The organism is Bacillus aquiflavi, assembly GCF_019915265.1.
In the GTDB taxonomy this organism is placed as follows: domain Bacteria; phylum Bacillota; class Bacilli; order Bacillales; family Cytobacillaceae; genus Bacillus_BT; species Bacillus_BT aquiflavi.
Genome location: NZ_CP082780.1, coordinates 2,630,707 through 2,644,205, shown reverse-complemented (window position 1 = coordinate 2,644,205; position 13,499 = coordinate 2,630,707). Strand labels below are relative to the sequence as shown.

Here is a 13,499-nt window from a genome sequence, read left to right as displayed (position 1 = left end):
CAGAATGATTTATTGTCATAGATTAAGTTAATCTTGCTTCGTGATAGTGAGAACATATTTTCTTTTTAAAAGTCGATTATCTATAATAAGCTTAAGAAATGTTTATAAAGGTGGGAGTAGAAGTGTCGTTTATTCACCTTCATGTATACAGTGCGTATAGTTTGCTAACAAGTACGGCTACTGTTGAAAAATTAGTAAGTGCTGCAAAAGAAAAAGGTTTTTCGGCGCTTGCACTAACTGATCGCAATGTGATGTATGGATCAATCGCTTTTTATAAAGAGTGTTTAAAACAGTCAATTAAACCGATCTTTGGGATAACAGTTGATGTGATGGCTGAAATGAATGGTAAAGAGGCTAGTTATCCGCTCGTTCTACTGGCGAAAAATAATGAGGGCTATCGTAATTTATTAAAAATTTCTAGCTTAGTTCAAACGAAGTCACCACTAGGTATTCCCACAAAATGGTTAAAACGTTATTCGAAAGGTTTATTTGCATTAACGGCAGGAAAAGCGGGAATTGTAGAGCAATATTTATTAAACCATCAAACAGATCAAGCACTTGAGACTGTAAAACATCTCTCTAGATTATTTGAACCGCAGTCTTTTTTTCTTGCATTACAACAGCACGGAACGAAAGAAGAAAAAATGTTAATGGAACAAGTCATCCATCTTTCGAAAGAAACAGGACTAAATGTAGTGGCGACAAACGAAGTTCATTATTTGGCCCGAGATGATGCTTTTGCTCACGAATGTCTTCTTGCAATTAAAAACGGACAAAAGCTTCGAGATGAAAATCGAGAAAAACTTGATAGTGATCAATATTATTTAAAAACTGCTGATGAAATGGCTCAACTATTTTCAGACTATCCTCATGCAGTAGAAAATACGCTGCATATTGCAAAACAATGTAATGTAACAATTAAATTAGCGGAACAACTGTTACCAAAATATCCTGTTGCAACTGGAAAAACTGCTGATGGCGAGCTTGAATTCCTATGTCAAAAAGGTTTGAAGGAAAGGTACAAGCAACCGAATGAAGAGCATCAAAAGCGTTTGCAATATGAGCTGGATATTATAAAGAAAATGAATTTCAGTGATTATTTTTTAATAGTTTGGGACTTTATGATGTTTGCTCGAAAACGGGGGATTTTAACAGGTCCTGGAAGAGGGTCTGCTGCTGGATCGCTTGTTGCTTATGTTTTATATATTACAGACGTTGATCCAATTAAACATCAGCTTTTATTTGAACGATTTCTAAATCCTGAGCGAATTTCAATGCCAGATATTGATATTGATTTTCCTGATCATCGTCGCGACGAAGTTATACAATACGTTGTGCAAAAATATGGTGCACTTCATGTAGCACAAATTATTACGTTTGGAACGCTTGCGGCAAAAGCAGCTATTAGAGATGTAGGCAGAGTGTTTGGTTTTAATACGAAAGAGCTGGATCAATTATCACGTTTAATTCCGTCAAAGCTTGGTATTTCATTAAAAGATGCCTATAGCCAATCTGAGAAATTGAGATCATTTTTAAAAGAATCAAAAATGAACCATCGTCTTTTTGAGACAGCATTAAAAATAGAAGGACTCCCGCGCCATACATCAACACATGCTGCTGGAGTCATTATTAGTGAACAGCCATTAATAAACAGTGTTCCGATTCAAACTGGACATGACGGGGTTTATTTAACGCAATATTCGATGGATCATCTAGAAGATTTAGGTTTATTAAAAATGGACTTTCTTGGATTAAGAAATCTTTCTTTAATAGAAGCAATTATTGCCTCCATTTACAAAAGAACAGGGAAGAAAATTGATATTCGTGAAATACCTTTTGATGATAAACGAACTTATGAACTATTAAGTCGCGGAGAAACATTTGGAGTTTTTCAACTTGAGTCTGAAGGGATGCGGAATGTTTTAAAAAGACTAAAACCAACGAGATTTGAAGATATTGTTGCTGTAAATGCTTTATATCGTCCTGGTCCGATGGAGAACATTCCCTTATTTATTGAAAGAAAGCATGGCCTGACGGAAATTGAATATTTACATCCAGAATTAAAGCCAATATTAGAAAACACATATGGGGTAATCGTCTATCAAGAACAAATTATGCAAATTGCTTCAAAAATGGCTGGTTTTACGTTAGGAGAAGCTGATTTGTTAAGACGGGCTGTGGGAAAGAAGCAAAAGGAGGTACTAGATAAAGAAAGAGTTCACTTTGTTATCGGGTCAAAAGAAAAGGGCTATGACGAACATACTGCTAATCGAATTTACGATTTAATTGTTAGGTTTGCAAATTACGGTTTTAACCGGAGTCATGCTGTTGCATATAGTTTTATCGCATACCAATTAGCCTATTTAAAAGCTACGTATCCTTTAGATTTTATGGCGGCTTTACTTACATCTGCTATCGGTAATGAGGTGAAAATTAGGCAATATGTTCAGGAGTTAAGAGAAATAGGCTACAATATTTCTCCCCCGTCGATTAATTTAAGCGGTTACTCTTTTTATCCTGAAAATACTCAGGTTCGTTATAGTTTAGCAGCGATAAAAGGAGTCGGGGCTGCTGCATTAAAAGAAATTTTTAAAGCAAGAAGACAAAAGCGCTTTGAAGATTTATTTGATTTTTTTATAAGGGTATCACCTAAAGCTGTTAATCGAAAAACACTTGAATCACTTGTTCATTCTGGAAGCTTCGATGAATTTGGCAAGGATCGTGCAATTCTTCTCGCAAGCATTGACGTTGCGGTTGAACATGCACAACTGCTTCAGCCAAATGAAGGGGAACAATATGACTTCTTTGCAGCGGATGAGTTTTTTATAAAGCCTAAGTATGTCCAAGTTGACCCAATGAGGATTGAAGATAAACTTTTATTAGAAAAAGAAGTACTTGGATTATATTTATCGGATCATCCTGTGTCAATTTATGAAAAAGCATTACAAACAATAGGTGCTAAGTTATTAACAAAAATAACAGTGGATCATAATCAAGAAAAAGTAGGAGTCTATATTTCTAAAGTTAAGGAAATTCGGACAAAGAGAGGAGATTCAATGGCCTTTTTAACGATAAGCGATCAGAGCGAAGAGGTAGAAGCAGTCGTTTTTCCAAACGTATTTCGCAGCTTATCAGTTATCTTAAAAGAGGGAAATATTGTGCTTTTGCAAGGTAAAATGGAATACCGCGAAGGGAGAAAGCAGTTTATCGTTCAAGTTGGAAAAAATATTAAAGAAGCACTTAGTGAGGCAGCAGCAAATAAACGAACATTATATTTGAGAATTACAAAAGAAAAACAATCTAATGAAAATTTACAGCAATTAGAGAAAATCTTAAAAAGTTTTAGAGGAAAAACATCAGTCGTCCTTTACTATGAAATCGAAGAAAAGGCAATACTCCTTTCTAAAGACTACCGGGTTAACCCTAATTCGCAATGTTTACAAGAGTTAATAAACTTTTTAGGTAAAAATAACGTTATTTTAAAACATTAAATCTTTACATTATTCACAGTTCTAATGTATATTGGATAAAGAGACAGATGTGGTCAGACCACCAGAATGGCTTTTTATTCGCCCGAAAGAGTGAGAGGGCTTAAGGTGCTGTTTGTGAAATTTTGAAAGGGTGAACGATTTGACTTTACGTGAAGAGGCTTTACATATTCATCGCATTAATAAAGGTAAATTAGAATCAACGTCAAAGGTACCGGTTAGAAACGCACATGATTTAAGTTTGGCTTATTCTCCAGGCGTTGCTGAGCCTTGTAAGGTAATTCATGATAAACCTGAAACTGTTTATGAATTTACGATGAAAGGAAACATGGTAGCAGTCGTTTCAGATGGAACAGCTGTTCTTGGGCTTGGGAATATTGGACCTGAAGCTGGTTTGCCTGTCATGGAAGGAAAAGCCGTTTTATTTAAAAGTTTCGCTGGTGTAGATGCATTTCCTATTTGTTTAAATACAACAGATGTAGAAAAAATTATTGAAACAGTGAAATGTCTAGAACCAAACTTTGGCGGGATTAACCTAGAAGATATTGCTGCTCCAAATTGCTTTGTTATTGAAGAAAGGCTTAAGAAGGAAGCGAATATTCCTGTTTTTCATGATGATCAGCATGGTACAGCAATTGTAACTGTTGCTGGTTTAGTTAATGCATTAAAATTAGTTGGCAAAAAAATAACAGAAATTAAAGTGGTTGCAAATGGTGCTGGAGCTGCTGGTATTGCAATTATAAAGCTTTTATACAGTTATGGTGTGCGTGATATCATTTTATGCGATTCTAAAGGAGCGATTTACGAAGGTCGTTCATATGGTATGAACAAAGTTAAGGCAAAAGTAGCTAAATTTACAAATAGGGAAGATGAACAAGGAGATCTTGTGGATGCTATTAAAGGTGCCGATGTATTTATTGGTGTATCAGTAGCTGGAGCATTAACTGAAGAAATGGTTCGTTCAATGAATCCTAACCCAATCATTTTTGCAATGGCTAATCCAGAACCTGAAATTATGCCTGATATAGCAAAAGCAGCTGGTGCTAAAGTTGTTGGTACTGGCCGGTCTGATTTTCCGAATCAAGTAAATAATGTATTAGCCTTCCCGGGGATATTCCGTGGTGCACTTGATGTACGTGCTACACATATAAACGAAAAGATGAAAATTGCCGCAGTTGAAGCAATTGCAAGCTTAATTAGTGATGATGAACTTAACGCTGATTATGTTATCCCGGCTCCATTTGATCCGCGGGTGGCTCCTGAAGTTGCGGCTTCAGTAGCAAAAGCAGCAATGGAAACAGGGGTAGCTCGACTAAAAATAGATCCGAAAGAAATAAAGGAAAAAACGAGAAAGCTCGCAATTATTGGAAAAAGTGAGTGAAATAAAAGTGAATTCTTCACAAAGAAATTCAAAAGTTTATTTAGAAATTGTGAAACAGCTTCGAGATATGATCAAAAATGACGATTTAATTGCTGGGGATAAAATCCCATCTGAACGAGAACTTTCAGAGCGTCTAAATGTCGGTCGATCTTCTGTCCGTGAAGCATTGCGCGCTTTAGAATTATTAGGATTAATCGAAACAAGGCGTGGGGAAGGAACTTTTATCCGTGATTTTCGTGAACATCATCTTGTCGAGGTGTTAAGTACTTTTATTTTGCAAGATGACCAAGCGGTTAAAGATGTATCGGAGACAAAGAATTTACTTGAAATGGATAGTATCCGTCTTGTTATTAAAAGAGCAGAAAAAGAAGAGCTGTTTTCATTTAAAAAATGGGCCGAGACAACAAGCTTTACTGATGATGATTTTTTTAAAAAAATTGTCATGCTGTCGAAAAATAGATTAACATTGAGGATTTGGCTTATATTAAAAGAATATTATAACTCATTAAAATTACATAATAATGAATATTCAAAACTGTCGTATATTCAATTAATTGAAACACTCCTATCTAGAAGTGAAAATGAAGCTGTTTCATACTATCAAAATAAAAATGAGGAAATTGTCGATTGATTAGCGACAATTTTAAACAACATTTGTGTAATTTTTTTATAAATTGTTAGGACAAGCTTTTTGAAAAAAATTTAGTCCGATTGTTTTCGAACGAGGGAGGATTCACCTTGCTTAAAGAAATTTTTTCAAAATCTAAAAAGAAAAAATATGCAACTATTCCTACGGAGGCAGCGAAACAAGATTTGCCTGAAGGAATTATGACGAAATGCCCTAATTGTAAAAAAATCATGTATTCAAAGGAATTATCAAAAAATATAAAAGTCTGTCTTCACTGTCATTATCATCATCCGATGAAGGCATATGAAAGAATCGATAGTTTTTTAGATGAGAATAGTTTTAAAGAAATAAATAGTGACATGGTTTCAAAAAATCCACTGAATTTCCCTGATTACTTAGAAAAGCTTGAGAAAGATCAAAAAAGCAGCAGTTTACACGAAGCGGTTGTTACTGGAACTGGGAAAGTAGATGATCATGAAATTGTCATTGCTGTTATGGATTCCACGTTCAGAATGGGCAGTATGGGTTCAGTTGTAGGAGAAAAAATTACGAGAGCTATTGAATTAGCTGATGAATTATCGATTCCATTTATCATTTTTACCGCCTCTGGTGGAGCACGGATGCAAGAGGGTGTTTTAAGCTTAATGCAAATGGCTAAAACAAGTGCTGCTCTAAAAAGATTTAGTGATAATGGGGGATTGATCCTCTCAATTATGACACACCCAACTACTGGCGGGGTTTCAGCTAGTTTTGCCTCTCTAGGAGATTATAATTTAGCAGAACCTGGTGCATTAATCGGCTTTGCAGGACGGAGAATTATTGAACAAACAATACGCGAAGAGCTTCCTGAAGATTTCCAAACAGCAGAATTTTTATTAAAGCATGGACAGCTTGACGCAGTCATTCCGAGATTAGAATTAAAAAAGCAAGTTTCAAATATTCTCGATATACATGAACAAGGTGGTGAGTCGAATTGGTAGGGGAGCTAGAATTTGAACGGCCAATCATTGAATTAAGAGAAAAAATTAATGAGCTAAAAGAATTTACAAAAAATGCAGATGTAGAATTAACTTCTGAAATTGAAAAGCTTGAAGCGCGACTTGAAAAATTAGAAAATGATATATACGAAAAAACTGAAACCGTGGGATCGATTTCAAATTGCTCGTCATACTAACCGACCGACTACGTTAGACTATATTTCCTATCTGTTCAATGATTTTTTTGAATGTCATGGAGATCGAACGTTCCGTGATGATGAAGCAATAGTTGGAGGAATTGGAAAGTATCATGGTTTACCTGTAACGGTAATTGGTCATCAAAGAGGAAGAGACACGAAGGAAAATATTCGCCGAAACTTTGGGATGCCGCATCCTGAAGGGTATCGGAAAGCTCTTCGTTTAATGAAACAGGCTGAAAAATTCAACCGTCCAATTATTTGCTTTATAGATACAAAAGGTGCATATCCTGGTATAGCTGCAGAAGAGCGTGGTCAAAGTGAGGCAATAGCTAGAAATCTCTTTGAAATGGCAGGATTAAAGGTACCTGTAGTTTGTATCGTTATTGGTGAAGGAGGCAGTGGCGGGGCTTTAGCATTAGGAATTGGGAATCGCATTCACATGCTTGAAAATTCAACTTATTCTGTTATTTCTCCGGAAGGGGCGGCTGCATTGTTATGGAAAGACGCTTCTTTAGCAAAACGTGCTGTTGAAACTATGAAAATAACTGCACCAGATTTAAAAGAGCTTGGTGTTATCGATGAAGTGATTCCAGAAGTTAGAGGAGGAGCACATAAAGATGTCGAGAAACAAGCAGCGGCAATTGACGTCGTGTTAAAATCCTCATTAAAAGAGCTGATTAAAATGTCAAAAGATGAATTAGTGAACGAGCGGTATCATAAATTTAAAGCAGTTGGCGAATATGGATTTGTCAATCAATTAATTAATGTAAAATAAAAAGAGTTATTATGCCATTTTTAATACTTTTTAATGAGGATCAATTAAGGTGTGTTCAATTAAGGGCACATCTTTGCTAATAGAAACAGTCAATATTTGAAGCAAGTTGCCTTCTAATGATTGAAAATGCTTGTCAGTCTAGGCGCCAAGAAACGAGACGGTAGTGGATAGAACAGTACTTCATGCGCTTGCAAAGAAGAATGCGAACGTTTATTAACAATATGAGACGTGTTCAATTTAAGAGCACGTCTTTTTTAATGTAAAATAAAAAAATAGTCTATGTAACTTAAATACCATAAAAGCCGAAATGGATAAAACTTCCGGAAAATTGTATCTTTTGATTTCATTTAGATTATGTTGAGATAGAGGATTCTTCGTGTTATGTTAGAAGTAATTAAGAGAGGTCTTACATCTTAAAGGCGATTTCATTAAAGTTTAAAAGACAATGAGGTGAGATAATGAGAAAGATCGGTGTCTTGACAAGCGGTGGGGATTCACCTGGTATGAATGCTGCAATACGTGCGGTTGTACGAAAAGCGATTTATCATGATTTCGAAGTATTTGGCGTATACGGTGGCTATGCAGGGTTAATTACTGGAAATATAAAACAGCTTGAACTTGGTTCAGTAGGAGATATTATTCATCGCGGCGGTACAGTTCTTTACTCAGCTAGAAGCAATGAATTTAAAACAGAGGAAGGCCAGCAAAAGGCAATAGAACAATTAAAGCGTCTAAATATTGAGGGATTAGTTGTAATTGGCGGTGATGGATCCTATCGGGGTGCAAAAGCATTAACGGATAAAGGATACCGCTGTATTTGTGTCCCAGGAACAATTGATAATGATATTTCAGGTACTGAATTTACTATCGGATTTGATACTGCATTAAATACAGTCATCGATGCAGTCGATAAAATACGTGACACGGCAACTTCACATGAAAGAACATTTATTATTGAGGTAATGGGAAGAGATGCGGGTGATATCGCGCTTTGGTCTGGACTTGCCGGGGGGGCCGAAACAATACTAATTCCTGAAGAAGACTACGATATTAATGATATTGTAGCACGGTTACATAAAGGTCAAGAGAGAGGTAAGAAACATAGTATTATTATTGTGGCTGAAGGGGTATGCAGCGGTGTAGACTTGGCAAGAAAATTAAAAGAAGCAACAAATCTTGATACTCGCGTCTCGGTGTTAGGCCATATTCAACGCGGTGGTTCTCCTACAGCTTTTGATAGAGTACTTGCAAGTCGATTTGGAGCCCGTGCTGTTGAACTTCTTCTAGAAGGAAAGGGAGGACGAGCTGTAGGGATTAAGGAAAATCTACTCGTTGACTACGATCTTTCCAAAGCCTTCGAAAAAGATGTTACTTATGATTTAAGTTTAATTAAACTTTCTAAAGAGTTGTCAATTTAAAAACTTAAATTTTTTTAGGAGGTAGCTGTACATGCGGAAAACAAAAATTGTTTGTACCATTGGACCAGCAAGTGAAAGTGTTGAAAAGTTAACACAATTAATGGAGAACGGAATGAACGTAGCCCGCCTTAACTTTTCTCATGGTAATTATGAGGAACATAAGGAACGGATTAAAAATATTCGCGAAGCTTCTCAAATAACGGGCATAAATACTGCTATCTTACTTGATACAAAAGGCCCTGAAATTCGTACTCATACAATGGAAAACGGTGAAATCCAACTAATTGAAGGTAATCGGATTACTATTTCGATGAAAGAAGTAATAGGCACTTCAGAGAAATTCTCCATTTCTTATTCAGGACTGATAAATGACATTACAATTGGTTCAAAAATATTATTGGATGACGGATTGATTGCTCTTGAAGTAACAAAAATTGACAAAATCGAGCAAGAAATTGAAACGAAAATATTAAATAATGGAATATTAAAAAATAAAAAGGGTGTAAATGTTCCAGGTGTTTTTGTAAACTTACCAGGTATAACACAAAAAGATGCGAATGATATTTTGTTTGGAATTGAGCAAAAAGTAGATTTTATTGCTGCTTCATTCGTTAGGAGAGCTTCAGACGTATTAGAGATTCGTGAATTGCTTGAAAAAAATAATGCCCCTCATATTCAAATCATTCCTAAAATTGAAAATCAAGAAGGTGTCGATCATATTGACGAGATTTTAGAGGTTTCTGATGGAATAATGGTTGCACGTGGTGATTTAGGAGTTGAGATTAAAGCCGAAGAAGTTCCGCTCGTTCAAAAAATGCTTATAAAAAAATGTAATACTTTAGGAAAACCAGTTATTACAGCTACCCAAATGCTTGACTCTATGCAAAGAAATCCTCGACCAACACGAGCTGAGGCGAGTGATGTAGCGAACGCTATATTCGATGGTACTGACGCTATTATGCTTTCTGGAGAGACTGCAGCAGGGAAATATCCGGTTGAAGCTGTCCGTACAATGCATAACATTGCTTCTCGTGCTGAACTTGCTCTAGATCATAAAGGTATTTTACAAAATCGAAGCAAGCATAGTGAGCGTGCTATTACCGATGCAATTGGACAATCAGTCGCTCATACAGCATGGAATTTAGGGGTCAACGCAATTATTACACCGACTGAAAGCGGCCACACTGCTAGAATGATTTCAAAATATCGTCCAAAAGCTCCAATTGTTGCTGTAACATCTAATGAGCCGGTTTCGCGGAGACTTGCACTTATATGGGGTGTCTATCCATTAAGCGGACGAAAAGCAACGACGACCGATGAAATGCTTGAAATAGCTGTTTCGGAAAGTTTGAGGAGTAAAATTGTAAAGCATGGTGATCTTGTCGTCATTACGGCTGGTGTTCCTGTTGGAGAAGCTGGCACAACTAATTTAATGAAGATACATGTCGTTGGTGACATTATTGCTAAGGCACAAGGAATTGGACGGAAAACCGCTTACGGAAAAGTCGTTATTGCTAAAAACGCTAAAGAAGCTCTTGAAAAAGTAACTGAGGGAAGTATTTTAGTAACAGTAGGAACTGATCGTGAGATGGTTCCGGCGATTGAAAAATGCAGTGCTTTAATTACAGAAGAAGGAGGATTAACAAGCCACGCTGCAGTCGTAGGATTAAATTTAGGAATCCCAGTAGTTGTGGGGGTTGCGAACGCTACGGATATCTTTAATGATGGTCAGGAGATTACAGTCGATTCTGCTCGTGGCGTTATTTATAATGGGCATGCGAGTGTCTTATAAATGCAATTTTATTTATCACCGCCTCTTACAATATAATTTAAGGTTCAACTCTATATTTTTTATCATTAGTATTACACACAAAAGAAGCTAATAATAAAGGGGCAATATGTCAAGTTTTTTTAGAGGTGTGATATAGTGAGAGTTTTTTTATTATTGTTTATTACTGTTCCGGCTATAGAAATTGGTATTCTTCTTTTGTCAGGTAAAGCGATTGGAGTATTACCGACAGTTTTACTGATTATTTTTACGGGAGTATTTGGTGTTTACTTGGCTAGAAAGCAAGGCCTGGAAACGATGCGAAATGCATTAACACATTTAAAATACGGTCAAATCCCTAATGATGTACTATTAGATGGCATATGTATCTTTATCGGTGGGCTTCTGTTAATAACACCAGGATTTATAACTGATTTGACCGGATTTTTATTGCTAATTCCAGTTACGAGAGAAAAATTTAAGGCTATAATTAGAAGATTAATGCGAAGATGGATTCGCTATCGTTAAATGAGAAATCAACACTTATTGTAAAAGTGTTGATTTTTTTAGTGATTCATATCATTTTTTCTAAATGCTATACTGGGTTTTTTCCGTCTTTCCCTTTAATAAAGTCCCAAATATCATGAAAGACATTTGCACGATGAAGAGTCGTTAGTAGGACGAGGGAAACAGGACCAATTATTAATCCTAAAAAGCCAACCAGTTTAAATCCGACAAAAAGAGCAATTAACGTGGCAAGCGGATCAAGACCGATATTAGATGAAAGAATTTTTGGCTCCATAATTTGGCGTTGAACGATAACGAGCAGATAAATAACCCCTAAACCGATAGCAAGGTTCATTTCACCTGCAATCATTTCATAAATAATCCATGGGACAAATACAAGCCCTGTACCTAAATACGGAAGTATATCGACTAAACCTATTAAAATAGCGATTGTAATTGCATAATCAACTCGTAAAATGAGCAAGCCAATTAAAGTAATGACTGTCGAAATAGAAATTAAGGTTGCTTGTGCTTTAATAAAACCAAATAGGGCCTTTTTTAAATCTGTAAAAACAGTCTTTCCACTTGTTTTCGCTCTTGCAGGTAAGAGACGGCCTCCAAGTTGTGACAGACGGTACCAATCTTTACTAATAAAGAATGTGGCAAGAAGCGAAAAAACTAAAACAGTTGCTGCATTTGGGAACCATGATAATACTGCTGGAATTTTCCCGAAGAAATTTTGAAGAAATGTGCCAACAGTTGTCCCGATTTTTTTACCGACACTCTCAATATTTGACATAATGGTATCTTGCTGTCCCGCATCTAAACTGCTTAATAAGTTTGACAGTTGATTATAAAGCGGGATGATTTGTGCTGCAAAAAACTGTTCAATATAATCAATCACTGTTTCAAGGTGTTTTGGAACAACCTTTGCTAAATAATCAGTACCTGAAACTATTTCTACAACTAATAGAGTAATTAACCCTGCAAAAACTGCGAAAATAATAATTAGCGAGACAAATACTGCAAGCGCCCTTGGCATTCGTCCTTTTTTTTCAAAAAAATTGACGACAGGGTTCATCATAAAAGCAATAATTAAACCGATAATAAAGGGATATGTATACTTTGATAACAAATAAATAGCAACGAGGCTTAAAGCAACTATCCCAATTACAATTAGAAAACGGATCGAGCGGTGTATATACGTCGGGTTCAACTAGTTACCTCCCTTTTAAACAACATTTAAAGATAAAAGTTCATAATAGACGTAAGAGAATGATCCCTTATCTAAACTTTATTTTACCAAATTAAACAAAGAAAAGCATTTAATTTTATATTGAATTACTTTAAATTATATTCTAGAATCCCATGAAAACGCGGGTGAATTTTTAAGTAAATTGTTGCTTGTAAATATAGATTGTAACATTCATAAGGATGGATTTTACCAATATTTTTCCTGAATGGGTTCAGACTGTTAACAAAGAACTTATAAATGCTTGTTCTATTCGCTTTCGCATCAAGTAATTTTTCGAGCAGTTCACAAATATTTACTTTATCAGTATCTCATTTCAAATTAGTTTCTTCAGTATGAATGTTCCATCAATTCCGAATTCCAATTTTGTGAGCTTATCTTTAGTAGAAAAATAAATATTTTGGTACAATAATATTACTTATAGGAGGGCAGTTAGATTGCTAAATCAACCTATTGTTTTCTTAATTTTATTATTATGTGTCGGTTTTTTAGCAAAAAATCAGTCGCTTATAATAGCTGTTTTGTTTTTATTACTAATGAAAGCGATGGGTTTAGATGAAAAGATTTTTTCCTTGTTACAGTCAAAAGGTATTAATTGGGGTGTAACAATTATTACGATTGCTGTGCTGGCTCCTATTGCAACAGGACAGATTGGTTTTAATGATTTATTTACTGCCTTTAAATCACCTTATGCATGGATTGCCTTAATTTCAGGAATTGCAGTCGCATTACTTGCAAAAGGTGGGATTATATTATTAGCTGAAGATCCTCATATTACTACAGCACTTGTATTAGGGACAATTTTAGCCGTATCCTTATTTAAAGGAGTTGCTGTTGGACCGCTGATTGGTGCGGGAATAGCATATTTTGCAATGAAAATTTTACAAATGATAAAATGATCTTTTTTTTGTAAAATAATTTTCGGATTTTATTCACAAAAATCTGATAATTGATTATAATAGGACTTGTAGTCTGGCCAAAAAATATTTAGGGGTATAATATAGGTGAAAATTTCATTTTTAAAGGAAAATGAAAGCATTTTCTTTTATGCAAAATTACCGAGCACTCGCTCAATTATTAAATAAACGATATAGTTAAGTCGCTA

At 35.5% G+C, this 13,499-nt stretch carries 9 protein-coding genes and 1 pseudogene; 9 read left to right on the top strand and 1 reads right to left on the bottom strand.

All coding sequences use genetic code 11. The annotated features are described in order from the left end of the window. Nucleotides 1–122 precede the first annotated feature (122 nt). The 8 genes and pseudogenes from dnaE (at nucleotide 123) to K6959_RS12740 (ending at nucleotide 11,163) form a co-directional block, all read left to right on the top strand. Nucleotides 123–3,491: a DNA polymerase III subunit alpha gene (gene dnaE / locus K6959_RS12775; RefSeq protein WP_223086686.1), complete on the top strand. Its 3,369-nt coding sequence runs from the start codon at nucleotides 123–125 to the stop codon at nucleotides 3,489–3,491. Nucleotides 3,492–3,630: 139 nt separating this feature from the next. Continuing rightward, entirely contained in the window at nucleotides 3,631–4,869 is a 1,239-nt protein-coding gene (locus K6959_RS12770; RefSeq protein ID WP_223086684.1) for an NADP-dependent malic enzyme, read from the top strand. A 67-nt stretch (nucleotides 4,870–4,936) separates the two neighbouring features. After that, nucleotides 4,937–5,500, top strand: a complete 564-nt coding sequence (locus K6959_RS12765) for a FadR/GntR family transcriptional regulator (RefSeq protein WP_394373038.1) — start codon at nucleotides 4,937–4,939, stop codon at nucleotides 5,498–5,500. Nucleotides 5,501–5,607: 107 nt separating this feature from the next. Continuing rightward, nucleotides 5,608–6,477, top strand: coding sequence for an acetyl-CoA carboxylase, carboxyltransferase subunit beta (gene accD / locus K6959_RS12760; protein WP_223086681.1), 870 nt, complete (start codon nucleotides 5,608–5,610; stop codon nucleotides 6,475–6,477). Further along, nucleotides 6,471–7,449: pseudogene (gene accA, locus K6959_RS12755) on the top strand (acetyl-CoA carboxylase carboxyl transferase subunit alpha). Before accD ends, accA begins: the two are co-directional and overlap by 7 nt. A gap of 458 nt (nucleotides 7,450–7,907) precedes the next feature. Further along, on the top strand, nucleotides 7,908–8,867 hold the full coding sequence (gene pfkA / locus K6959_RS12750) for a 6-phosphofructokinase (RefSeq protein WP_163241791.1): 960 nt from the start codon (nucleotides 7,908–7,910) through the stop codon (nucleotides 8,865–8,867). Between the two features lie 31 nt (nucleotides 8,868–8,898). Then, on the top strand, nucleotides 8,899–10,659 hold the full coding sequence (gene pyk, locus K6959_RS12745; protein WP_163241790.1) for a pyruvate kinase: 1,761 nt from the start codon (nucleotides 8,899–8,901) through the stop codon (nucleotides 10,657–10,659). A gap of 135 nt (nucleotides 10,660–10,794) precedes the next feature. Then, on the top strand, nucleotides 10,795–11,163 hold the full coding sequence (locus tag K6959_RS12740) for an FxsA family protein (RefSeq protein ID WP_163241789.1): 369 nt from the start codon (nucleotides 10,795–10,797) through the stop codon (nucleotides 11,161–11,163). Between the two features lie 67 nt (nucleotides 11,164–11,230). Here K6959_RS12740 and ytvI read toward each other — a convergent pair whose 3' ends face one another. Then, nucleotides 11,231–12,358 carry a sporulation integral membrane protein YtvI gene (ytvI, locus tag K6959_RS12735; protein WP_163241788.1) on the bottom strand — a complete coding sequence of 376 codons (1,128 nt, stop codon included), beginning with the start codon at nucleotides 12,356–12,358 and terminating at the stop codon, nucleotides 11,231–11,233. Between the two features lie 473 nt (nucleotides 12,359–12,831). Here ytvI and K6959_RS12730 point away from each other — a divergent pair, with 473 nt between their 5' ends. Then, complete coding sequence (locus tag K6959_RS12730; protein WP_163241787.1) at nucleotides 12,832–13,293, top strand: DUF441 domain-containing protein; 462 nt, start codon at nucleotides 12,832–12,834, stop codon at nucleotides 13,291–13,293. Nucleotides 13,294–13,499 lie beyond the last annotated feature (206 nt).

Coding starts and splice junctions, on each gene's coding strand:
- pfkA (WP_163241791.1), top strand. CDS start 7,908: ATGAGAAAGATCGGTGTCTTGACAAGCGGTGGGGATTCACCTGGTATG.
- pyk (WP_163241790.1), top strand. CDS start 8,899: ATGCGGAAAACAAAAATTGTTTGTACCATTGGACCAGCAAGTGAAAGT.
- K6959_RS12765 (WP_394373038.1), top strand. CDS start 4,937: ATGATCAAAAATGACGATTTAATTGCTGGGGATAAAATCCCATCTGAA.